23 protein-coding genes are annotated in these 23323 nt (G+C 63.3%); 11 read left to right on the forward strand and 12 right to left on the reverse strand.

Annotation, left to right across the window (positions count from 1 at the left end; genetic code table 11):
- Positions 1–27 precede the first annotated feature (27 nt).
- From ACT6QG_RS11525 to pgeF, 6 genes are all read left to right on the forward strand, one after another.
- Positions 28–600 carry a manganese efflux pump MntP gene (locus ACT6QG_RS11525; RefSeq protein ID WP_444977707.1) on the forward strand — a complete coding sequence of 191 codons (573 nt, stop codon included), beginning with the start codon at positions 28–30 and terminating at the stop codon, positions 598–600.
- A 245-nt stretch (positions 601–845) separates the two neighbouring features.
- A complete protein-coding gene (locus tag ACT6QG_RS11530; protein WP_444977708.1) occupies positions 846–1592 on the forward strand; it encodes a hypothetical protein in 747 nt (248 codons plus the stop codon).
- An 80-nt stretch (positions 1593–1672) separates the two neighbouring features.
- Complete coding sequence (locus ACT6QG_RS11535) at positions 1673–3097, forward strand: M48 family metalloprotease (protein ID WP_444977799.1); 1425 nt, start codon at positions 1673–1675, stop codon at positions 3095–3097.
- A gap of 63 nt (positions 3098–3160) precedes the next feature.
- Positions 3161–3994 (forward strand): prolipoprotein diacylglyceryl transferase, encoded by an 834-nt coding sequence (gene lgt / locus ACT6QG_RS11540; protein WP_444977709.1) that lies wholly within the window; start codon positions 3161–3163, stop codon positions 3992–3994.
- Entirely contained in the window at positions 3991–5127 is a 1137-nt protein-coding gene (locus ACT6QG_RS11545; RefSeq protein WP_444977710.1) for a class I SAM-dependent methyltransferase, read from the forward strand. The genes lgt and ACT6QG_RS11545 overlap by 4 nt, the downstream gene beginning before the upstream one ends.
- A gap of 53 nt (positions 5128–5180) precedes the next feature.
- Positions 5181–5951 carry a peptidoglycan editing factor PgeF gene (pgeF, locus tag ACT6QG_RS11550; protein WP_444977800.1) on the forward strand — a complete coding sequence of 257 codons (771 nt, stop codon included), beginning with the start codon at positions 5181–5183 and terminating at the stop codon, positions 5949–5951.
- Between the two features lie 30 nt (positions 5952–5981).
- Here pgeF and ACT6QG_RS11555 read toward each other — a convergent pair whose 3' ends face one another.
- The 5 genes from ACT6QG_RS11555 to ACT6QG_RS11575 all read right to left on the reverse strand — a co-directional run bounded on the left by ACT6QG_RS11555 (position 5982) and on the right by ACT6QG_RS11575 (position 11979).
- Entirely contained in the window at positions 5982–8168 is a 2187-nt protein-coding gene (locus tag ACT6QG_RS11555) for a DUF3300 domain-containing protein (protein ID WP_444977711.1), read from the reverse strand.
- Between the two features lie 162 nt (positions 8169–8330).
- Positions 8331–9104: a gamma-glutamyl-gamma-aminobutyrate hydrolase family protein gene (locus ACT6QG_RS11560; protein ID WP_444977712.1), complete on the reverse strand. Its 774-nt coding sequence runs from the start codon at positions 9102–9104 to the stop codon at positions 8331–8333.
- A 116-nt stretch (positions 9105–9220) separates the two neighbouring features.
- Positions 9221–10537: an ATP-binding protein gene (locus ACT6QG_RS11565; RefSeq protein ID WP_444977801.1), complete on the reverse strand. Its 1317-nt coding sequence runs from the start codon at positions 10535–10537 to the stop codon at positions 9221–9223.
- A gap of 80 nt (positions 10538–10617) precedes the next feature.
- Positions 10618–11346, reverse strand: coding sequence for a response regulator (locus ACT6QG_RS11570; RefSeq protein WP_444977713.1), 729 nt, complete (start codon positions 11344–11346; stop codon positions 10618–10620).
- A gap of 66 nt (positions 11347–11412) precedes the next feature.
- Positions 11413–11979: a MarR family winged helix-turn-helix transcriptional regulator gene (locus tag ACT6QG_RS11575; RefSeq protein WP_444977714.1), complete on the reverse strand. Its 567-nt coding sequence runs from the start codon at positions 11977–11979 to the stop codon at positions 11413–11415.
- A gap of 205 nt (positions 11980–12184) precedes the next feature.
- On the opposite strand from ACT6QG_RS11575, the gene ACT6QG_RS11580 reads away from it, so the two are divergent.
- Entirely contained in the window at positions 12185–13078 is an 894-nt protein-coding gene (locus ACT6QG_RS11580; RefSeq protein ID WP_444977715.1) for a branched-chain amino acid aminotransferase, read from the forward strand.
- A 93-nt stretch (positions 13079–13171) separates the two neighbouring features.
- On the opposite strand, the gene ACT6QG_RS11585 is transcribed toward ACT6QG_RS11580, so the two are convergent.
- The gene (locus tag ACT6QG_RS11585; RefSeq protein ID WP_444977716.1) at positions 13172–14572 is read right to left on the reverse strand and encodes an ATP-dependent DNA helicase; all 1401 of its coding nucleotides are present in this window, start codon (positions 14570–14572) and stop codon (positions 13172–13174) included.
- Positions 14569–15570 (reverse strand): adenosine kinase, encoded by a 1002-nt coding sequence (locus tag ACT6QG_RS11590; RefSeq protein ID WP_444977717.1) that lies wholly within the window; start codon positions 15568–15570, stop codon positions 14569–14571. The genes ACT6QG_RS11585 and ACT6QG_RS11590 overlap by 4 nt, the downstream gene beginning before the upstream one ends.
- A 459-nt stretch (positions 15571–16029) precedes the next feature.
- Between ACT6QG_RS11590 and glmM the strand changes: the two genes are divergently transcribed.
- Positions 16030–17373, forward strand: a complete 1344-nt coding sequence (gene glmM / locus ACT6QG_RS11595; protein ID WP_444977718.1) for a phosphoglucosamine mutase — start codon at positions 16030–16032, stop codon at positions 17371–17373.
- Between the two features lie 96 nt (positions 17374–17469).
- Here glmM and ACT6QG_RS11600 read toward each other — a convergent pair whose 3' ends face one another.
- Positions 17470–18369 carry an AEC family transporter gene (locus ACT6QG_RS11600; protein ID WP_444977719.1) on the reverse strand — a complete coding sequence of 300 codons (900 nt, stop codon included), beginning with the start codon at positions 18367–18369 and terminating at the stop codon, positions 17470–17472.
- A gap of 268 nt (positions 18370–18637) precedes the next feature.
- On the opposite strand from ACT6QG_RS11600, the gene ACT6QG_RS11605 reads away from it, so the two are divergent.
- The gene (locus tag ACT6QG_RS11605; RefSeq protein ID WP_444977720.1) at positions 18638–19366 is read left to right on the forward strand and encodes an outer membrane protein; all 729 of its coding nucleotides are present in this window, start codon (positions 18638–18640) and stop codon (positions 19364–19366) included.
- Positions 19367–19385: 19 nt separating this feature from the next.
- Here ACT6QG_RS11605 and ACT6QG_RS11610 read toward each other — a convergent pair whose 3' ends face one another.
- Entirely contained in the window at positions 19386–19613 is a 228-nt protein-coding gene (locus ACT6QG_RS11610; RefSeq protein ID WP_444977721.1) for a hypothetical protein, read from the reverse strand.
- Positions 19614–19748: 135 nt separating this feature from the next.
- Between ACT6QG_RS11610 and ACT6QG_RS11615 the strand changes: the two genes are divergently transcribed.
- Entirely contained in the window at positions 19749–20351 is a 603-nt protein-coding gene (locus ACT6QG_RS11615) for an SAM-dependent methyltransferase (RefSeq protein ID WP_444977722.1), read from the forward strand.
- Between the two features lie 39 nt (positions 20352–20390).
- Here the strand turns inward: ACT6QG_RS11615 and ACT6QG_RS11620 are convergent, their stop codons facing one another.
- The 3 genes from ACT6QG_RS11620 to ACT6QG_RS11630 are packed head-to-tail and all read right to left on the reverse strand — an operon-like array spanning position 20391 to position 22632.
- Positions 20391–20849, reverse strand: coding sequence for a carboxymuconolactone decarboxylase family protein (locus tag ACT6QG_RS11620; RefSeq protein WP_444977723.1), 459 nt, complete (start codon positions 20847–20849; stop codon positions 20391–20393).
- 23 nt (positions 20850–20872) lie between these two features.
- The gene (locus ACT6QG_RS11625) at positions 20873–21634 is read right to left on the reverse strand and encodes an ABC transporter permease (RefSeq protein WP_444977724.1); all 762 of its coding nucleotides are present in this window, start codon (positions 21632–21634) and stop codon (positions 20873–20875) included.
- A complete protein-coding gene (locus ACT6QG_RS11630) occupies positions 21631–22632 on the reverse strand; it encodes an ABC transporter ATP-binding protein (protein WP_444977725.1) in 1002 nt (333 codons plus the stop codon). Before ACT6QG_RS11630 ends, ACT6QG_RS11625 begins: the two co-directional genes overlap by 4 nt.
- Before the next feature lie 266 nt (positions 22633–22898).
- Between ACT6QG_RS11630 and ACT6QG_RS11635 the strand changes: the two genes are divergently transcribed.
- Complete coding sequence (locus ACT6QG_RS11635; protein ID WP_444977726.1) at positions 22899–23285, forward strand: nuclear transport factor 2 family protein; 387 nt, start codon at positions 22899–22901, stop codon at positions 23283–23285.
- Positions 23286–23323: the final 38 nt, after the last annotated feature.

Here is a 23323-nt window from a genome sequence, read left to right on the forward strand (position 1 = left end):
GTGGATCTCCGTTGAAAGCACCAGATCATGTCACCTGTTGCTGCGCTCATCCTCTCATTGAGCATGTCTGCTGACGCCTTCGCCGTTTCTGTCGGCCGGGGCGCATCTCTCAATCGCACAGGCATCGGCGAGGCACTGCGCACCGGCGTCGTGTTTGGCATCGTTGAGGCCATCACCCCCCTTGCAGGCTGGGCCATCGGCATGACAGCCACCGAGTGGGTTGCAGAATATGATCACTGGCTGGCCTTCGGGCTGCTCAGCGGCGTCGGCATCAGCATGATTTACGGCGCTCTCAAGCCGGATGAGGAAAAGCCCGGCAAGAATCTGCGCCCCTCATTCCTCATCCTGCTCGCCACGGCCTTCGGCACCAGTATAGATGCCATGGCTGTCGGCATGTCCCTCTCCTTCATTGATATCCGGCTGCCGGAAATTCTCTGGATTTCCATCGCGATAGGCTTTGCCACCTTCCTTCTCTCCACCCTTGGCCTGATGATCGGCAAGGCTATCGGCAAGACATTTGGAACAGCGGCGGAGATTGGCGCAGGCGTGGTGCTGTGCCTGCTGGGCGTGATGATCCTGCATGAACATCTGACCGCCTGAGGCTGCTCTGGCCATTCACAGCGGGAAGGCGAAGACGGATTGACAATGTTCCGTCTTTGTTCTTAATGAGCAACGCACCATTGCTGAACACTCCGGCCAGAATGTCCGCCACCTCTTTCTTCCCGCCTCCTGTCCGCGCGCAGGCATATGCCGTCCAGACCATGGTCCGGGCTGCGGCCTGTGCGCTATGCTGGCTCCTTGCCTTCCTCCCTGCGGGAGCATGCGAGCCAGAGGTCGCGGAGGAGTTGCCTGAAACGGTTCGCGTTCTCGGCCTTGCCGAAGATGGCGCCTTGCTGCTGGCGGACGGACGGCGCTTCCGGCCACAGGGCATTGCCCTGCCCTCCCGGCTTGATCCTGATCCTGATTTGATTCGGGCCTCCCAGGGCGCGATTGCCGCTGTTCTTGCCCATGATGCCTTGCGTCTGGCGCAAGGCGGCATTGACCGGTACGGGCACCTGATGGGGCAAGCCACCCTTGCCGATGGCGAGGATGCAAGCCTTGCCCTTCTGCGCGCGGGGGCCGGCCATGCGCAATCCGCACAGCCCCGGCGCGGCCGGCAGGCCAGCCGCAACAGGGCGCGTGACGCCCGCTGCAATGCCCTCTATCTGGCTGCGGAAGAGCATGCACGGCAGGCGGGGGCTGGAATCTGGGCCACTTCCGGCGCCCGCACGCGCGCCACGGATGAGCTGGCCCTCGCCGCCCGCGCGGGGCTGTTTACGGTCGTTGAGGGTACGGTCACCGGCACGGGATCAACACGGGAGTGGATCTATCTGAATTTCGGACCGCGCTGGTCGGAAGATTTCACGATACTGGTGGCGCCGCGCGATTTTGTCACCATCTTTGGCGATGGCCTAGATCCTGCCATGTTGCAGGGCACTGTTGTGCGCGCACGGGGTGTTCTGCGTGAAAAGGGAGGACCGGCCATCTTCGCGCGCGCACCTGAAGATGTTACATGGTTGGGCCTGGGGAACGAGGAGCAAAATCGAAGGTGAGCGAGCAGGTCCATACCGCATGGACACGCTGGCGTGGTGAGCTGCGCCTGCGCAGTCGCACCCGTGCGCTTGCCTTTATCATGCCCGTGCTTCTGGCCGGTTGCGTGGGCTTTGATGCCGATCAGGCCAGCATTCCGCTGACCACCCCCGCCCCTGCCTCCGATTATGCCGACATGACCCCCACCCAGCGGCGCGAGCATGAAAAGCTCGTGGCCAGCTATGGCGGCGTCTACAATGCCCCCCAGCTCAAGGCGCTGATCCAGCAGACTGTGGAACGGCTCGTCGCGGCATCCGAGCGGCCGGACCTGAAATACCGGGTGACGGTTCTCAATTCCCCGGCCATCAATGCCTTCGCCCTGCCGGACGGCTCTCTCTACATCACCCGTGGCCTGCTGGCCCTGGCCAATGATACATCGGAGCTGTCCTCTGTCCTGTCCCATGAAATGGCGCATGTCATCGCCAGTCATGCCACCATCCGCGAGGGGCAGGTGAAGCAGGCGGTTCTCGTCAGCCGCGTCATTTCCGATGTGGTGAACGATCCGGATCTGGGGGCCATGGCCATGCAGAAGAGCAAGCACACGCTTGCCTCCTTCTCGCGCGGGCAGGAGCTGGAGGCCGATGCGATTGGCGTTGGCATCGCCGCGCGCGCAGGCTTCGACCCCTATGGCGCCTCCCGTTTCCTGAACGAGATGGGGCGCTATTCGCAGTTTCGCGCTTCCACCATCACCAGTTCAAGCTCCAACAAGCCGGAGATGGATTTCCTCTCCTCCCATCCGGCAACGCCCGAGCGGATCTCCATCGCCACCGCCAATGCCCGCCATTATGCCGAGCCTGAAACCGGTGAGCGTGACCGCAACGCTTATCTTTCCGCTCTGGATGGCATGACCTATGGCGATGATCCGAAGGAAGGCTTCGTCCGGGGCAGCAAGTTTTTCCACCCCAAGCTGGGCTTCACCTTTACAGCGCCGGCCGGCTTCTCGCTGGAAAATACCTCGCAGGCGGTTCTCGGGGCGAGCCAGTCCGGCAATGAGGCCATGCGGCTTGATGCCGTGCGCGTGCCCGCGAACCAGTCTCTGGGGCAGTATCTGGCCTCCGGCTGGATTGATGGGGTTGAGGTCAATTCCGTTGAAACCCTCAATATCAACGGCTTTTCGGCTGCCACCGCTGTCGCGCGCGGGGAGCAGTGGTCCTTCCGCATGTTCGCCATCCGCTTCGGTTCGGATGTTTACAGGCTGATCTTCGCCGCGCGCGAGCTGACGCCCGAGGTGGACAAGACCTTCCGTGAAGCGGCCGGCACATTCCGCCGCGTCTCCACCAGCGAGGTGCAGGCGGTCAAGCCCCTGCGGGTGCGCGTGGTGAAGGTGGGCTTCAACGATACGCCGGAGAAACTGGCCGCGCGCATGATGGTGCCGGACCGGCAGCTGGAGCTGTTCAACATCCTCAATGGTCTGGAGCCCGGGGCCAAACTGAACTACGGCGACAGGGTGAAGATCATTGCCGAGTAGCCCCCGCTTCCGGCCCCCTTCACCCGCACCACGTCATCCAGGCCACTGCATTCCGGGGATAACATGACCGCCCTTGCCCTGCCCTTCCCCATGATTGATCCGGTACTGGTGGAGATTGGCCCGCTGGCCATCCGCTGGTATGCGCTGGCCTATATTGCTGGGCTTGTTCTGGGCTGGCTTCTGGGGCGGGCCATCGTGGCGCGCCCGGCCCTGTGGGGCGGCACCTCGCCGATGAAGCCGCAGGATCTGGATGACGCCCTGTTCTGGGCGACGCTGGGTGTCATACTGGGCGGGCGCATCGGTTATGTGCTGTTCTACAATCTGCCCTTCTTTCTTGAGAATCCGACAGAGATCATCGCCGTCTGGCGGGGGGGCATGTCCTTCCACGGGGGGCTGGCGGGCACCATCATTGCGCTGGTGCTGTTCGCGCGTTCCCGCAACATTCCTGTCCTGTCCATGCTGGATGTCGCCGGGGTCGTCGCGCCGCTCGGCCTGTTCTTCGGCCGCATCGCCAATTTCATCAATTCGGAGCTGTGGGGCAGGCCCACCGATGTGCCATGGGCGATCGTGTTTCCCAATGGTGGCGATCTTCCGCGCCACCCCAGTCAGCTCTATGAGGCAGCGCTTGAAGGCCTGGTGCTGTTCGCCATCATGATGCTTCTGGTGCGTATGGGCGGCCTGCGGCGGCCGGGTCTTGCCACGGGCATATTCGCCATCGGCTATGGCGCGGCCCGCATCATTGTTGAATTCTACCGCGAGCCGGATGCACAGATCGGCTATCTGGCCTTCGGCACCACCATGGGCATGTGGCTTTCAGTCCCCCTCATTCTGGTCGGCGTGGGCTTCCTGTGGGTTGCCCTGTCCCGCTCCCCCGCCAGCGGAAGGACAATATCTTGAACCAGCTCCATGCCATTCTACCGGAGATTGAAACGCCGCTGCTGAAGGCCATCCGCAACGAGATCCTCAGCGAAGGGCCGATGCCGGTAAGCCGCTATATGGGGCTGTGCCTCGGTCACCCGCGCCATGGCTATTATGTCACGCGTGATCCGCTCGGGGCGGAGGGGGATTTCACAACCGCCCCCGAAATCAGCCAGATGTTCGGCGAGTTGCTCGGCCTGTGGGCGGTGGCGATGTGGCAGCAGATGGGTGCGCCATCCGCCTTCCGGCTGGTGGAGCTGGGGCCGGGGCGCGGCACATTGATGGCCGATGCCCTGCGCGCGGCACGGCTTCTGCCGGCCTTCATCTCCGCTGCTCAGGTGCATATGGTTGAGACCAGCCCTGTTCTGCGCAAGGCGCAGCGGCGCGCGCTCAAGAATTGCGGCGTCGAGGTCAGCTGGCATGACCGGATGGAGGATCTGCCGGATGGGCCAGCCATCGTTCTGGCCAATGAGTTTTTTGATGCCCTGCCGGTGGACCAATATGTCCATACCGCTGATGGCTGGCATGAAAAACGCGTGGGGCTGGATGCGGATGGCATGCTGGTCTTCGGGCTGGATGCAGCGCCCTCCCCCCTTGCTGCCGCCTTTTCCGCGCACTTGCCTCCCCCTGCCGAGGGCGCCGTGCTGGAGCGCATGGATGCCGGCCCTGCCCGCGCCCTTTCCTCCCGGCTTGTCGCGCAGGGGGGCGCGGCGCTGATCATCGATTATGGCCATGGCGGCGGGTATGGCGATACGCTCCAGGCCCTGCACAATCACAGTTTTGTTTCCCCGCTGGCCAACCCCGGCATGGTGGACCTGACAGCCCATGTGGACTTTGCCCTTCTGGCGCGGATCGGCGCCGCGACCGGGCTGTCACCATATGGACTGCTGGGCCAAGGGGAATTCCTGATCCGGCTCGGCCTTGGCCAGCGCACGCAGGCCCTGATGAAAGGCAAGAGCGAGGCGGAGCAGATGGCCATCGCCGCGGCCGCCACGCGGCTGGCCGGCACGGAACGCGAGCATATGGGCAAGCTGTTCAAGGTGCTGGCTCTGGTTCATCCGTCTCTTGGCGCGCCACCAGCCTTTGACAGTTCAGAACGCATCCCGGCCTGATACAGCCGCATGGGTGCTGGCACATTATGGAAAGACTGGACATGAGCAGCCGGATGAAGATCGAAGCCCCCTCTCTCTCCGCCTTGCCGGGCATCCGGCATGCGTTCTTCACCCGTCAGGGCGGTGTTTCCAGCGGCATCTACGGTGCGCTGAATGGCGGGCTGGGCTCCGGGGATGATCCGGCGGCAGTTCTCGAAAACCGGGCCATCATGGCGCGCGCGCTTGGCCTGAAGCCGGAATGCCTGCTGGCCTGCTGGCAGGTGCACTCGCCGGATGTGGTGGTCGCGACCACCCCCTGGGGGCGGGAGGATGCGCCGAAGGCTGATGCCATTGTCACGAAAGTGCCGGGGCTGGGCGCGGCCATATCCATGGCGGATTGCGGACCGGTTCTGTTTGCAGACCCGCAGGCGCGGGTGGTTGCCGCCGCGCATTCGGGCTGGCGCGGGGCTTTTGGCGGCGTTCTGGAAGCAACAGTCGCACAGATGGAAGCGCAGGGTGCGGAGCGGCAGAACATTCGCGCCGTCATCGGCCCCCTCATTCGCCAGCCAAGCTATGAGGTGAATGATGAATTCTGCGCGCGCTTCCTTGCGGAAGACACGGCCTTTGCCCGCTTCTTCGCGCAAGCGGAAAAGCCCGGCCATGCCCTGTTCGACCTGCCCGGTTTCATCGCCCTTCGTCTGGAGCAGGCGAAGGTTGGCCATATCGAGGATCTTGGCCTCGATACTTATACCAACCCGGACCTGTTCTACTCCTACCGCCGCATGACCCACAGGGGCGAGGCGGATTATGGCCGCCTGATAGCCGCCATTACGCTCACGGAATGAAAAAGGCGGGGCATTGCCCCGCCTTTCTTCTTACCGGTGTGGAAAGCCCGGCCCGCCCCGCTGCGGCATTTGCGGGCGCATCTGGGGACGCGGCTGGAATTGCCGCGGCTGCATCTGCCTTTGTCGCTGCTGCATCTGCCTTTGCTGGATCTGCTGGATCTGGCGTTGCTGATGCAGATTGGGCCGGTTCATCTGGCCCGGGCGCATCTGCGCCCCGCCGGGACGCTGCTGCATGCCCGGCGCGAACTGCTGCGGACGCCCTTGCGGCCCACCCGGACGCATTTGTGGCGGCCGCTGCATATTTGGCCTCTGTGCTCCCTGCGGCGGACGGGCCGGCCGGTTCACTTGCGGACGCTGCGGACGATCCGGCCGCTGGATCCCGGGCTGATTGGGATTGCGCACCGGCGGACGCACACCTGCTCCCGGAGGCTGGCCCGGAACCGGGCGCATGCCACCACCCGGAGGCGTCACAGCACCCGGACGAACGGGCCGGCCCGGCTGCGGACGAACACCACCACCCGGAGGTGCCACCACACCTGGACGGACCGGACCGCCCGGCTGAGGGCGAACACCACCACCCGGAGGTGCCACCACACCCGGACGCATCGGACCGCCCGGCTGAGGACGAACGCCACCACCCGGAGGCGTCACGACGCCCGGACGCATCGGGTGATCCGGCCGGGGAAAGATACCGCCACCCGGAGGCATCACGCCACCCGGGCGCATGGGATGGCCCGGCTGCGGGCGGATACCGCCGCCATAAGGCGGAACAACGCCGGGCCGGAACGGAGGCTGGCCCGGCTGCGGACGAACGCCCAGCCCCGGAGGCCCCATTCCGGGGCGCTGCGGGTAGCCGGGTGGCGGCCTCAGAACAGGCGGCAGGGGACGTATAGAGCCGACAGGCGGCCTCACCCCCGGAGGAAATGGCCCCGGACCCGGGCGCATGGGCGGATAGACACCCGGTCCGCCGGGACGGCCCGGCCCTCCCGGATAGCCGGGCTGTGGCGGATATGGCCGGCCAGGTCCCCATCCGCCACCACCCCAGCCGGGACCAAAACCGGGACGCCAGGGGCCATTGCCCCAGCCCCCACCACCCCAGCCGCCGCCCCAACCGGGACGCCACATGCCACCGCCCCACTGGGGCGGATAGGTGTTGTACCAGAACGGTGACCCCATCCACATGGAGTTCCATGGGCGGTTATACCCGCCCCAGCCATTGTACCAGCTGGACCCCACAAGCGCCGCTGCGCCAAAAACCAGGGCGCCGGCTGCCAGCGTGTTGAAAACGCTGGAAGAATCATAGCTTGGCACATAAATCCGCTCGGGATTGGCGGGCTCGATATAAATCTTCTCGCTGCCCCCGCTGCTGCGCGTCGTCACCTTCTGCTGCGGCGTGGTCTTGAGATTGCCCACCTTCTTGGCCTTGGCGCGCAGAAGCTGAATGGCAGTTGAGACATCATTGGGCTGCATCTGGAAGGCGAAGTTCAGCGCCTCGGTCCAGTCGGCATTCTCGCACAACAGTTTCACGACATCCGGGAAGCGCGTCAGCGCCTGCACGGAAGCATTCCAGGGCTTGTCATCAACAGCCTTGAAATCCTGCTTCTTCACAGCAGCCGGATTGTCCTCGATCCATTTGAGCGCCTCGCGCAACTGGTCCGGGAAGGCGGTTGCCGGAAACATCACGGCCAGCAACGGGTCCGGATACAGGGCAACAGGGCCGAGCAGATATTCAAGCTCAGAGAGGGTGAACAGCTCGGCATCGGGAGCCTGTGCCTGCGGCGCTTTCGGCAGTTCGCGCGGGTCCGCCGGGGCGCCGGGCACGGAAGCGGCAGGCGGCGCGACCCCCGGGGTGGCTAGCGCAGATGCAGGTGCAGGTGCTGGGGCAGATGCGGGCGCGGGTGTGGCCGGGGATGCTTCGGGTGCAGCCGCGGCAGGGGGAACAGATGTCGATACACCCGTTGACACGCCGGACGTGGATACACCTGCAGATCCGCCTGTCGGCGCGCCTGCGGCCCCTGCGGCCGGGGCATCATCCTGTGCCTCTGCCGGCTTCTGTCCGCCTCCCAGACGTGGCGTCTGCCCCATGGCCGGCGTGAAGATGCTGGACCAGCCAAACACCGCCGCGACAGCAAGGCAGGACCAGCCATTGCGGAAACGCCCTGTAAACCCCTTGGACAAACCAGCAGACCGCTCTTTCATCCAGAATGGCGCATCCATGGTCATCTCCCGAATAATGCGCACGATAGGCAGCACTGGTTATGGGACAAACTCATACTTTGGTGAATTCGATACCCGATCAGGGGCCGCATGCAAGAGCCGGCAAACACCCCCGCACATAACGCAACCCGTGGCTGCCTGATTCCGCCGGAATGGCCCATTTCAGCAGCTCTTGCGTGCAAGGGCGCGCTGCCTTGCGGCCTCGCCGAAGGCGGCCAGAAGACGCGCATTCTGCGCAAACAGATCCGGCCTGTATTCAGGATGCCATTGTACGCCCACAGCGAAAGGATGGTCACGCAACATCACCGCCTCCGGCGTTCCGTCGGGGGCATCCACTTCCACGGAAAGCCCCGGAGCGACCCTGTCAAGCCCCTGATAGTGCAGGGAATTGACCTCGAAACGCCGGGCACCGAACATGGCGGCCAGCGGCGAGCCCTCACGCACGCAGACCTCATGTTGCGGGCCATAGCGGCGTTCGTAAGGCGCATCCTCGGGAGAATGGTGCCCCGTGCGTCCGGGCAGCTGCGCCAGCCGGGGATGAAGCGTGCCCCCCAGCGCCACATTCAGCTCCTGAAAGCCCCGGCAGATGAACAGCGCCGGCACATGGCGCGCCACCACCGCACGGATGATGGCCAGCGCGAAGGCATCGCGGGTTTCATCAAAAGGCCCCGGCGCATCGGCCGGCCCATCCCAGTGGCGCGGATGGACATTGGAGGGGCTGCCAGAAAAGACGAACCCGTCCATCCGGTCGATCAGGCTGTCCAGATCCGCAGGATCGATGACAGGCAGGGCCAGCACCGGCAGGCAGCCGGCATGGTCATGCACGGCCTGTGCATATTTTTCCCCCAGCGCGAAGACGGGCAGATCCCCGTCTTCCGCCAGCTCCCCGGTTTCCGTCCTGTCCCCAATGATCGCAACCAGTGGCTTGAGCCTCATGGTGCAATACTCCCCTGCCCGTTCCATGCCCGCTCCGGTGGAGCCGTCAGCACAGCCAGACCCTGTACCGCGCTGCACGCCCGCATGCACGCCCCGAGTGCACTGCGCGGATGGAACTAGACAGGAATCCGCAGCGTGGCGCGCAGGCCCCCCAGCGGACTTTCCGCCAGCAGCACATCGCCGCCATGCATGCGCGCAATATCCCGGGCGATGGAAAGACCAAGACCGGAACCGCCCTTGTCCTGGTTGCGGGCATCATCAAGGCGCAGGAAGGGGCGGAAGACATCCTCGCGCTTGTCTTCGGGAATGCCCGGCCCGTCATCATCCACATGAATGATGAGCCAGCGGGCATCGCGCGCGCCGGAAATATCCACCCTGTGCGCATGGCGCACCGCATTGTTCACCAGATTGGCGAGACAACGCTTGATCTGCTCGCCCTTCACCTCCACCAGCGGCGGCCCCATGAAAGTGGCATTCGAGATGGCGCCGTCTCGCTCCGCATTCTGGCGCAGCTCCTCCACCACCTGCCCCATGTCGGTCAGCGTCACCTGCTCTCCGGTGTCTCCGCGGGCAAAGGCCAGATAGGCTTCCAGCATGCCTTGCAGCTCATCCACATCGCGCCTGAGCGCTTCGGTTTCCTCGCACTCCGGCATGAAGGCCAGCTCCAGCTTGAAGCGGGTGAGGATGGTGCGCATATCGTGCGAGACGCCCGCCAGCATGGTGGTGCGCTGTTCCATCTGCCGCTCGATGCGACGCTTCATTTCCAGAAAGGCAACCGAGGCCCGCCGCACTTCCCGCGCCCCGCGCGGGCGGAAATTCTCGACATCCCGCCCCTTGCCGAAGGCTTCCGCCGCATCGGCCAGATTTTCAATCGGCCGGATCTGGTTGCGCAGGAACAGGATGGCGACCGTGAGCAGCACGAGAGACGTGCCCACCATCCACAGCAGGAAAATATGCGAATTGGAGGCATAGGCGATGTTGCGCTGGGCAAAGATGCGCAACTCCGCATCCTTCATCTGGATTCGCACCTCGATGAGATTTGAGCGCCCGACCGTGTCGATCCAGAACGGGCGGGTGACCCGCCTGCCGATCTCACGCGAAAGAGCCGTATCCAGAACCGAGAAAAACGGCTTGGGGCCGGCCGGCGGCAGCGGCCCTGGCGGCAGAACGGTGAGGTTGAGCCGCAGATTCTCCCAGGCGATCCGGCGCAGATCCTCATGGTCATCCGTCTTGGGAAGCAGCGGATACAGTGAGACAATGGCCGCTATATCCTGCGCCACAGCCGCGGAAAGACGGTGCGTCACCACATTGTAGTGCCGTTCCATGAACACGAACGCCACCACCGACTGCAACAGCACCATCGGCGTGATGATGATGAGCAGCGAGCGGGGATAAAGCCCCTTTGGCGTCACACGGTTGAACCATGCGCCCATGCGGCTGTTCGCCTGCGACAGCCGGGCCCACAACCGTCTCAGCCCGGACAGTGTCGAGGTGGCGGATGGATCGCTTTTGCTCAAGGGCTCACCACCAGCCGGTAGCCGATGCCCCGCACCGTTTGCAGATAGACGGGATTGGCCGGGTCCTTCTCAAGCTTGCGGCGCAGGCGGTTCACCTGCACATCCACCGCCCGCTCGCTGGTGATGCCGCCGCCACCGCTGCCGCCGGCCAGCGCAAGGCGCGGTACGGTTTCGCCCGGCTCCTCGGCCAGTGTGCGCAGCATGTCGCGCTCACGTTCCGTCAGCCGCACCATCTCTCCATCCCGCGTCAGTTCGCCCCGCTCCAGATGGAAGGTGAACTCCCCGAAGCGCACGCTTTCAATCGCCTTCTGGGGCGGGGGCAGTGCGCGCTTGAGAATGGAGCCGATGCGCAGCAGAAGCTCACGCGGCTCGAAAGGCTTGGCCACATAATCATCCACGCCGGCCTCAAGCCCGCTGATCCGGTCTTCCGTGTCGGAACGCGCGGTCAGCATCAAAATGGGCACGCTGGAGGTCTGGCGCAGGGAGCGGGCAAGGTCCAGCCCGCTTTCCCCCGGCATCATCACATCCAGCACCAGCAGATCGAAGGTCAGCCCTTCCAGGCGCCCGCGCGCCTCGGCGGCAGAGGCGGCCGTGGTGACACGGTAGCCATTCTCGATCAGCAGGCGCGACAAAAGGGAGCGGATGCGGTTGTCATCATCCACCACCAGCAGGTGCGGGGCCTCATCCGGCAGGAAAACGGGCTTGCGCGGGATCATGTCAGGCATGGGGCGCCCTGTTCACACAAGGGGATGGCAGAACATGTGCAGGCGCGCTGCCGGCGCATTCCGGGTTCATGTGGTTTCTCCCGCCCCCTCGCGTGCCCGGCGGCTCCTGTCCGCCTTCTGAATCAAGCGCTCCACCCCATCACGATCATCAGGATCGATCATGGTGAGAAGAAAGCGCTGCACCGTTTCCTGCGCTCCCGGCCCGCAGGCATCCAGCGCGCGGGCAATGCGCCGGCTTTGTATGCCGACGAAATCCCGTGCAAGCTGCTGGGCCTTGGCGGTGGGATAAAGCAGACGCTGGCGACGGTCCACCTCCCCTGCCCGGCTCTCCACGAAGCCCTCATTCACCAGCTCGCGCAGCACCCGACCGAGACTCTGCTTGGTGATCTGGAGAATCTCCAGCAGGTCCGCAACCCGCATGCCGGGATGGCGGTTGACGAAATGGATGACCCGGTGATGCGCCCGGCCAAAGCCTATGGGCGCAAGAATTTCATCAGGATCACCAACGAAATCCCGGTACGCGAAGAACAGGAGCTCGATGAGATCAACCAGGGGAACGCCCTCGCGCTCCCCGCCGAGAATCTCGCCATCATCCGGCAGCGCCGTCGTGACGGCAGAATTTATGTCAGCCATATTGACTTTTTCAATGCAAACGTTACCTAAAGAGCCAAGCTCACGAAATGATCGGTCGCAACAGGCCCAGTGTGAGACATATCATTTCGCGAACTTGCCAGCCTGAAATACTGGCGTGAAGATACCCTCATGCCGCCTGCGAGGAAAGCGCTGGCGACAGGGTACCGCGCTTCCGGTGCGGTCCTGTAATGGAGTTTTGAGAATTATGAGCGCAGCAGCTATTCCCTTCGATCAGCGTGACGGCTGGATCTGGTATGACGGCGAGTTCGTGGCATGGCGGGATGCCAAGTTGCACGTACTCTCTCATGGCCTGCATTACGGCAGCGCGGTGTTTGAGGGTGAGCGCGCTTATGGCGGCGAGATCTTCAAGTCCCGTCAGCATGCCGAGCGCCTGATCGCCTCCGCATCCATGCTTGACTTCGAGATCCCCTTCACGGTCGAGCAGGTGATCGCCGCCAAACAGGCCACTCTTGAGAAGAACAATCTGGTGGATGCCTATATCCGCCCCATCGCATGGCGCGGCAGCGAGGCCATGGGCGTGGCGGCGCAGGGCAATTCCATCCATCTGGCCATCGCCGTGTGGCAGTGGCCGAGCTATTTCGACCCCGAGCAGCGCCTGAAGGGTCTGCGTCTGGATCTGGCGGAGTATCGCCGTCCCGATCCGGCCACCATTCCCTGCAAGGCCAAGGCCGCCGGCCTGTACATGATCTGCACCATCTCCAAGCATCGCGCCGAGAACAAGGGCTTTGCCGATGCGATGATGCTGGATTATCGCGGTTATGTGGCCGAGTGCACGGGCGCGAACATCTTCTTCGTGAAGGATGGCGTCATCCACACGCCCACTCCGGACTGCTTCCTCAACGGTATCACCCGGCAGACCGTGATCGAGCTTGCCAAGCGTGAAGGCATTGAGGTGGTGGAACGCCACATCAAGCCGGAAGAGCTGGCCACCTTCACCGAGTGCTTCGTGACCGGCACCGCCGCTGAAGTCACCCCGGTGGGCTCGATTGCCGACTGGAGCTTCACGCCCGCCGCCATCACCCACAAGCTGATGGATGTCTACTCGGCCGAAGTGCAGCCGAAGAAAAAGGCGGCCTGACCCACAGGGTGCGCAGCAAGCGCACCCGCCATGGTGAAAGCCTGATCTGAAAAGCCGGCCAGACATGTTCTGGCCGGCTTTTTTCATGCGCAATCAGCCCTGCGCCTCGAAGGCGTTCACAAATGTGGCGACCCGCCGGTCCACCCTGATGTCATTCGGGCGGATGGCCCGCACCAGCGAGAGCCCTTCCAGCGAACGCGCGCGTGAAAGGGCGACATAGGCCTGCCCCGGCGCAAACGCGCCTTCCCCGAAATCGATGCGCACATCCTCCAGCGTCAGCCCCTGGGACTTGTGCATGGTCAGCGCCCACGCATAGGCCAGCGGAAGCTGGGTATAGGTGCCCACCACCTTGGCCTCGATACGCCCGGTATTTTCATCCCAGCCGTAGCGCACACGCTCCCAGGTGAAGGATTCCATATCCACAGTGGGGCCATCATCCAGCTTCACACGGGCGCTGTCAGCATCCATGCCCACCACCGTGCCCACGGACCCATTGACCCAGCGCCGGGAGGGATCATTGCGTAGCGCCATCACCCGCGCCCCACGCTTCAGCACCAGCTTTTCCGGCACCGGAAGCCTGTCGCCCTCAAGGCCGAACTCGCCCTCAAGGCTGCCGTCGAAGGCGTGTCCGCCTTCCTCCAGCGCGGCAAGGCCACGGGCATTGTAGGCATCGGCACGCGCATTTGTGGGGGTGAGCAGAACCGGCAGAACGCCCGGGCGATGGGGACGCACACAGGCCGCATTCAGCATGTCCAGCGCCTCACGCACATTGCGCCCCCGGCGGATGGCGTCCAGCGTCGAGATGAAGGCGTGATCGCTCTGCCGATGCACATGGGTAAAGGGCACATGGGTGAGCGGCACATCCTGCATGGGCATCAGGCTGTCCATATTCGCCTGCTCGCCATCCCATTCCTGCACGCCAATGCCCGCCGCATCGCCCAGCGCACTGCGCAGGGCATTGCGCAGAACCTTGGCATGGAAAGCGAAGGGGCCTTCATAGCCCATGCGGGCCAGCATCTCCTGCTCCGCCATGGGCACGACAGGAGGCAATTGCAGGAAGTCCCCCACCAGAACCATCTGCACCCCGCCGAAGGGGGCCGGATTCTCGCGGGCGATGCGCAGGGAAATATCCACGGCGTCCAGCAGATCCGCCCGCACCATGGAGATCTCGTCGATCACCACCCGGTCCAGCTTCTTCAGCAGGCGGCGCACCTGCACCCGCGGGCGCACCTCATCCGGGTTCATCAGGCGCGGGGGAATGCCAAAGAAGGAGTGGATGGTTTGCCCGCCCACCTGCAGGGCAGCAACGCCGGTGGGGGCGAGGAAGACCTGACGCCCCCCGCCCCTGCGCTTCAGATTCTGCAGGAATGTGGTCTTGCCCGTTCCCGCGCCCCCCAGCACCATCAGCAGTGGCGCGCGCGCCCGGATCGCCGCGAGGGCACGGGCGGCGGCATCATCCCCTTCAATGATGACGGGTGGCTGGCCTGCGCTCACGAGAGCAGGCCGCCTTCACGCGCCAGATCCAGCAGGTTGCGGTGGGGCCGCGCGCCAATCTGGGAGATGATCTCCCCCGCCGCCAGCGCCCCAAGACGGAGCGACTCGGCAGGCTCCAGCCCGGTGGTGTAGCCGGTGAGGAAGCCGGCCGCGAAGAGGTCTCCCGCCCCGGTCGTATCCACCACCTTGTGCACCGGATAGGCCGGCACGCGCACAATGCCTTCTGCGGAGATGAAGGAGGCGCCCTTCTCGGAACGGGTCACCACCGCCTCGCACGCATCCTGCTTCAGATGGGTCAGGGCGGTGTCATAGTCAGCGGTTTCATACAGGGACTTGAGCTCGGCCTCATTGCAGAAGACGAGATCAACCGTGCCGGAGCGGATCAGCTCAAGGAACTCCCCGCGATACCGGTCCACACAGAAGGCGTCGGACAGGGTGAGCGCCACCTTGCGATGCGCCTTGTGGGCGATCTTCGCCGCGGTGAGAAAGGCCTCCTTCGCCGCCGGCGGATCCCACAGATAGCCTTCCAGATAGGTGATGGTCGCGCTCTCGACGATGGCGGCATCGATATCGGCGGCGGTCAGATCCTGCGCCGCGCCGAGATAGGTGTTCATGGTGCGCTCGCCATCGGGCGTCACCAGAATGAGGCAGCGTGCGGTGGATGCGCCCTCATGTGCAGCGGGGGTGGAGAAGGCGACGCCGGCGGCGCGGATATCATGCCCGAACACCTTGCCCAGCCCGTCATGCTTCACCTTGCCGATGAAGCCCGCACGCGCGCCCAGCGCCGCAACCCCTACGGCGGTATTGGCGGCGGAACCACCGGAAACCTCGGTACCCGGCCCCATGGCGGCATAGAGCTGCTGCGCCTGAGTCTCGTCAATCAGGGCCATGCTGCCCTTGCTCATGCCATTGGCGGCGAGAAAATCGTCTTCGGCGCGCGCGAGCACGTCCACAATGGCATTGCCGATAGCGAGAACATCAAGTTTGTGTGCGGACACGAGGCAATCTCCAGATAGCATTGCCGCGTCGGTACCATTGACCTTGCGCCCGATGCAATCCTTGCCTCTTTAACCTTTTGAAAAGATTTTGCCGCACAAGCCCGGCGGCCCGGATAAACTGGCCGCGAAAACCATTCATGCCGGCCGGGTTCAGGCATGAGGGCGATTCACTCCCCTTCCCTGCACTGGAGGGCATCTCAGAGTGTGTTCGATAAAAAAGCAACCCTGACATGCGCCATGATGCCCGAAACCGGCCTGTCATTTCAACATGTCGGGACAGCCACAGCTCTGGCGTGACTATGAGCACGCAGGCTGGTAACTGCTGCCGCAGCGGCAAATGCCAAAAATGTGTGAAAGATCGTCACGCGAAGTGATGATGCAGAAGCGATACGCAATGCTAAAGCCTTGCACGAGGCAGTTCCGCCTCCCGCAAGGCCAATGGACAAGACCTGAGGAAGCATGACGCGCAAATATTTCGGAACCGATGGCGTGCGCGGACGCGCCAATGCCACCCTGACGGCAGATATCGCCCTGCGCGTTGGCATGGCCGCGGGCCTGGCCTTCAAGCGCGGTGAGCATCGCCATCGTGTGGTCATCGGCAAGGATACGCGCCTTTCAGGCTATATGATCGAGAATGCGCTGGTTGCGGGCTTCACCTCGGTGGGGCTGGATGTGCTGCTGCTGGGCCCCATGCCCACACCCGCCGTCGCCATGCTCACCCGCTCCATGCGCGCGGATCTGGGCGTGATGATCTCCGCCTCGCACAATCCCTATGCGGATAACGGCATCAAGCTGTTTGGCCCGGATGGCTCGAAGCTCTCCGATGACGTTGAGCGCAGGATCGAGGCGCTGGTGGATCAGGATGTCTCCCGCCAGCTTGCCAGTCCTTCCGAGATCGGGCGCGTCAAGCGGCTGGAAGGGGTGCATGCCCGCTATATCGAATATGCCAAGGGCACATTGCCGCGCGACCAGTCCTTTGAAGGCATCCGCGTGGTGCTGGATTGCGCCCATGGCGCGGCCTATCGCGTCGCCCCCGCCGCCCTGTGGGAGCTGGGCGCGGATGTGGTGGCCATTGGCGTGGACCCGGACGGCACCAATATCAACCAGAAGGTGGGCTCCACCTCCCCCGAGGCCCTGAGCGCCAAGGTGCGCGAGGTGCGGGCCGATATCGGCATCGCGCTGGATGGCGATGCGGACCGCGTGATCCTTGTCGACGAGAAGGGTCATATCGTGGACGGCGACCAGCTGATGGCCGTGGTGGCCGAAAGCTTCAAGGCGCAGGGCCGGCTGACCGGCGGCGGCATTGTCGCAACCGTCATGTCCAATCTTGGTCTGGAGCGCCACCTCGCCCGCCATGGCATCGGGCTGGAGCGGACGGCGGTGGGTGACCGCTATGTTCTGGAGCGGATGAAGGCCGGCGGCTACAATGTGGGCGGGGAACAATCCGGCCACATCATCCTCTCCGATTTTTCCACCACGGGGGATGGGCTGGTGGCCGCGCTGCAGGTTCTGGCCGTGGTGGCACGCCGGCAGAAGCCTGTTTCCGAGGTCTGCCACCGCTTTGAGCCCATGCCGCAGATTCTCAAGAATGTACGCTATGGGGCGGTGATGCCGCTGGATAATGAAGAGGTGCAGAAAACCATCGCCGAGATGGAAAGCCGCCTTGCCAATAGCGGTCGCCTGCTGATCCGCCGTTCGGGCACCGAGCCGGTCATTCGTGTCATGGGCGAGGGTGAGGACCGCGATCAGGTGGAAACGGCTGTCGATGAGGTGATCGAGGCCCTCCAGAAGGTCGCCATATAGAGGGCATGCCTTCAGGAAACCGCTCTTTCATGAGCTTTCAGGCGCGGTGAGCAGGGCTTGCCGCGCCTTTTGCATGCCTCCTGCCGGGCTTGAGGCTCAGATGATCAGCGCCACGGTAAGAGGCACGGATATGGCCGCGAGCAAGGTACTGGCCATCACCGCACAGGCGGCCTTTTCAGGGTGCACCCCCAGATGGCTTGCCACCACCACCGTATTGGCGGCAAGCGGGGTCGAGAGCATCAGCATCACAACGGCCAGCGTCTCCGGCGGCAGGCCGCACACATAGCCGAAGATGATCAACCCCAGCGCCGGGCACAGCACATGCTTCCACCCCAGCGCAAAGGCCAGAAACGACCAGTCCAGCTCCAGCTTGCGATACATCGACATCGTGATGCCGATCATCATCATGCCGAGCACGCTATAGGCGCCCTTGAAGTTCTCGAGGCCGGAACTGAGGATGGGGCCGAGATGCACATCGAATGATTTCAGGATCATGCCCGCAAACGCGGCATACAGATAGGGCAGACGCACCACCCGCTTCAGGCTTTCCCGCGTGTCCATGACCCCGCGCGCGGTTATGAAATAGCCGATGCTGAATTCATAAACCGTCACGCCGATGATGATGAAGACCGCAATGGCCACCTGCTGCCCATCAAACAGGGCGAAAACCAGAGGCAGGCCGAAATAGCCCGTGTTTCCGGTGCCGCCCGTAAAGCCCATCACATTTGCCCGCCCATCGCTCCACACCATGCGGGCCAGGAAATAGGCGCATATGCCCGCACTGCTGGCGACCAGAAATGCCCAGCCCGTATATGCGAAATAGGACCAGTCGGCCGGGGACTGCATGATGGAGATGAAAATGACAACCGGGGCGATGACATAGATGAGAAGCGCCGCAATATCCTTGGAGCTGAGCTTCAGGACCCGGCCAACGCCATAGCCCAGGCCCGCAATACTGATCAGGAACGCAACCCGCGCAAAGATTTCCAGCGGCATGACATCTCTCTGTGCATGGCGCGGTGCGGCCCCTTCATTCCCGCGCCTGTTTCAAAGCCGTGAATCGCTTCCGGCATGGCGCGATTGCTGGACCAGCTTGACGACGCACGCAAGACATTCATGGCCACACATTCAGGGCCACGCGCACGCCCCGCCGCCCCCAAACAGGGTGCATGAAGAATGAAGCGCCCCTGCCGGACTTAACCGCTCATCAGGGTTAAGTGCCCCTTAAACCTTCTCGTGCAACGTTTCCCATCAATGATGTTTGATGACGACACGGGTTGCTCGTATGTGGCGTTTCTCCGGCATAAGGGCCAGCATTCTGGCTACAGCCGTTTTCTGCACCCTGCCCTCTGCCCCTGTTCTGGCGGAAGAGGAGATGCCTGACATGCTGGGCCATGAGGGAGACTTCTCACTCACCCCGCCAGAAGTGGGCGATGATGATGAGGTGGGCAGGGGCTGGTATCTGCGCGGCGGCGGCGGTTATCTCATGCCGCACGCCAACCGCCTGACCATGGATAAAACACCGCTTGCGAAAGGGGTGGGCTCATCCGGCTGGTCTGTTGGCGGTGGCCTTGGCTATCGCTTTACCGACTGGGTGCGGGTGGAGGCGAGTGTCGACTATCTCGCGCTCGGGCGCTCCGGCCCGTCCTTTGCCGCATTTGATACCCATGCAACCGTGGCACTGGCAAATCTCTATCTGGATCTGCCAACCATTTACAATTTCACGCCCTATGTGGGCGCTGGCCTTGGCATTGCGGCAACGCGGCTGAACGCGAACCTGATGCCGCCGGCCAACAGGAACGACACCCGCTTTGCCTGGGCGTTGGCGGCGGGCGTGTCTTATGCGGTGGACTCACGCTGGAGCGTGGATCTCGGCTATCGCTATATCAGTCTCGGCTCGCCCGATTATCCAGGCTTTTTCGAAACGGCCCGCATCGATACGCTCGGGACGCACGAAATAAGGCTGGCGCTGCGCTATCAGCTTTCCGAATGAGGTACGGAACCGGAGTGGCTCAGTCCCGCGTGCCCTTGACCTCGCGCCCGGCGGTCATGGCATAGACCTTCCTGGCCACGAAATAGGCGGCGGGGATGGCCAGCACGGCCCCGATGGCGGCGGCGATCGGAATCGCGCTCATGTCGTCCGTAGGGGTCAGTTCAGGCACAATCAGCACCACCAGGATGAGCATGCCTGCAAAAGTGACCGACAATATGCTCCAAACGAGCATCCCGATCTGAAACATAATCGTCCGACTCCTGTTTGATATCATTCTTTATATCGTTCCAATACAAAGAAAGCTTGACCTCGATCAAGCCGCCAGCCGCTCCACCACAGGCGATGTGACGCAACCCCCTGCCTTTTCTCATCTGGAGGCCACATGTCGCAGTTCTGGGATGACCGCTACAATCGCGAGACCTACCTCTTCGGCGAGGAGCCAAACGCCTTTCTGAAGGCGCAGGCGCATCGCCTGAAAGCCGGCATGCGCGTCCTGTGCATTGCCGATGGTGAGGGGCGCAATGGGGTGTGGCTTGCCCGGCAGGGGCTGGATGTACATGCCACCGACAGTTCCGCCGTGGCGCAGGACAAGGCCCGCGCTCTGGCCGCAAAGCACGGTGTAGCTCTGGAAATCGAGCAGGCGGACCTGCTGGAATGGCCCTGGCCGGAAAATGCCTATGACGTGATTGTCGGCATCTTCATCCAGTTTTTTGCGCCGGATGAGCGCAGCCGCATGTTCGAGGGCGTGAAGAAAGCCCTGCGTCCCGGCGGGCTCTTCATTCTGGAGGGATATGGCCCCAAACAGCTCGAATATCGCACGGGCGGGCCATCACAGCCTGAAAACCTCTATACGGAAGAGCTTCTGCGCGAGGCCTTCAGCGATTTCATCATCGAGGAACTGCGCAGCCATGATGCGCGGATTCAGGAGGGCGAAGGCCATGATGGCCTCTCCGCCCTCGTGGATCTGGTTGCCCGCAAGCCGTGAGGAAAGCGCCCCTTTCCACAAGGGGCGCAGCACCGGCACTCAGGCCGGCGGCGCGAACCGCAGCCCGATACCGATACGGTTCCACGCATTGATGGCGGCGATGGTGACAGTGAGATGCACCGCCTCCTCCTCCGAGAATTGCGACCGCAGCCCTTCCCACAGTTCATCGGAAGCGGAATCGCCATCCAGCAGCGTCAGCGCCTCGGCATAGGCAAGCGCCGCCTGTTCCCGTTCCGAGAAGATACCGGCATCCGCCCATGCCGGCAGCAGGTCCAGCTTGTCCTGCGGAACGCCGGACTTGCGGGCCAGCCCGAGATGGAACTTGAGGCAGAAGGCACAGGCATTGATCTGCGAGACCCGCAGCTTCACCAGTTCGGTCAGCCCTTTTTCAAGCCCGGAGGCATCCACCGCCCGCGTGAGGGCGGAGAGGCCGGCATAGATTTCCGGCGCGCCATCCACAAACGCCTTGTAACCGGGGCGGGACAGGCCTTGCGTCATGTTTCTCTCCTGAATGGGCAATCTCAGCTCTTCAGACGATAGCCGGTGCGGAAGATCCATGCCACCACGCCAAGGCAGATGACGAGGAACAGCAGCGTCATGCCGAAGCTGACGCCCATGGAGATGTCGGAAGACCCAAAGAAGCTCCAGCGGAAGCCGGAGACCAGATACACCACCGGATTGAACAGCGAGATGGTGCGCCATACCGGCGGCAGCATGTCTATGGAATAGAAGGTGCCGCCGAGAAATGTCAGCGGCATCACCACCAGCATCGGCACGATCTGCAACCGCTCGAACCCGTCGGCCCAGATCCCCAGAATGAAGCCGAACAGGGAAAAGGTGATGGCGGTGAGCACCAGAAAGCCCAGCATGAACAGGGGATGCTGGATCTGGAGCGGCACAAAGAACGATGCCGTGCCCAGAATGATGAGGCCCACCACGACAGATTTGGTCGCCGCCGCCCCCACATAACCGGCGACGATCTCGAAAGACGAGATGGGCGCGGAGAGCACTTCGTAAATCGTGCCGGTAAAGCGCGGGAAATAGATGGCGAAGGAGGCATTGGCGATGGACTGGGTGAGCAGCGTCATCATCATCAGGCCCGGCACGATGAAGGCGCCATAGGCGACGCCGTCAATATCCTGCATCCGCCCGCCAATGGCCGAGCCGAACACCACGAAATACAGGGCCGTGGAGAGAACCGGGGAAATGATGCTCTGGCCCACCGTGCGCAAGGCGCGCGCCATCTCGAAACGGTACAGGGCATAAATGGCACGAAAATTCACGGTGCGGGCCTCACAAGGCTGACGAAAATATCTTCCAGCGAGCTTTGCTCTGTATGCAGGTCATCAAAGATGATGCCCTCCGCCGAGAGCGTGGCCAGCAGGGCCGCAATGGCCGCGCCGGGAGACCTCTCCATGCGCGTGTCATAGATATAGGTGAGCTGCTGTCCGCCCTCCTCCAGCTTCACGCCATGGGCCGCGATGGTGGGCGGCAGGGCGGCCAGAGGGGCGGCAAGATCCATGGTCAGCCGCTTTTGGCCCAGCTTGCGCATCAGCTCCACCTTGTCCTCGACAAGGATCAGCTCCCCGCGACGGATCACCCCAACCCGATCGGCCATTTCCTCGGCCTCCTCGATATAATGGGTGGTGAGGATGATGGTGGTGCCTTCCTCCCGCAGGCGGCGCACCAGCTCCCACATATCGCGGCGCAGTTCCACATCCACGCCGGCGGAGGGCTCATCCAGAAACAGCACCTCCGGCTCATGCGCCAGTGCCTTGGCAATCAGCACACGCCGCTTCATGCCGCCGGAAAGGGTGCGAATGCGCGCATCCTTCTTCTCCCACAGGGAGAGCGCACGCAGCACTTTCTCGATATGGGCGGGATTGGCCGGCTTGCCGAACAGGCCGCGCGAGAAGCTTGTGGTATCCCACACCGTCTCGAACGCATCCGTCGTCAGTTCCTGCGGCACGAGGCCGATGCGGCTGCGGGCGGCGCGATAATCCACCACCGTATCCTGCCCCGCCACGGTCACCGTGCCGTTGGAGGCATTCACCAGCCCGCAGATGATGGAGATGAGCGTGGTCTTGCCTGCCCCGTTCGGCCCCAGCAGTGCAAAGATCTCCCCCTTGTGAATATCGAGCGAGATCTCTTTCAGGGCGCGATGGCCTGTCTTGTAGACCTTGGAGAGGTTGCGGACGGAAAGCACGGGCTGTGCGCCGATCACCGGATCCGGCACACAGGAGCGGGAGGCGGACTGCGCCGAAAGGGAGGTATCTGTCATGCGTGCAGACTTATCGCTTTTTGCGTGTCCACAAAAGGCGGCGTCCTGCAGCATGTGGTTTTTGTGCCGCGACCGCCCGTCTCATGCGGAGCCCCTCCAAAGCCCGCCGGAACGGACTGCGATGGCGGCATCTCGTTCCGCTGACATCATCCGGGCCGGCCCATCTGGTGCCAGAGAGGTTGAACGTCGTTCATATCGTAAAAACGCCACTCAGGCCGGCTTATAGTCATCCCTTCGCCGCGCCGCGAGGAAGATGGGACGTGCAAATGACCAATATCCGCTCTGCTTTGGATGACCTCCTCAACCAGCAGCAATGTCCTTTGGAAGATGTGCTGGATCGTCATTTCAGCCCCGATTACCGGCAGCGCACCAATGGGCGGTGGGATGATCGCGCAGCTTTCGCATGCCATGCGCGCAAATTGCGTGAAGTGGTGGCATCGGCCCGCATCGAGGTGCTGGACGAGCTGCGCGATGGCAACCGTTATGCAGACCGCCACCATGTGCATGTGACCAAGAAGGATGGATCTAAAGTCGTGCAGGAGGTGTATCTGTTCGCGGAACTGGATGCCCAGGGGCGTTTCGCGCGCATTGAGGAAACCACGCTGATGCTGGAGGGCGCGGAGGCCGACCGCGAGATCGGCAGCGTGAAATGAGGGGGCCTTGTGGGCGGTCACCTCTCACAGGGCAAGCT

The sequence above is a fragment of the Haloleucobacter ellipsoideus genome (assembly GCF_052491725.1).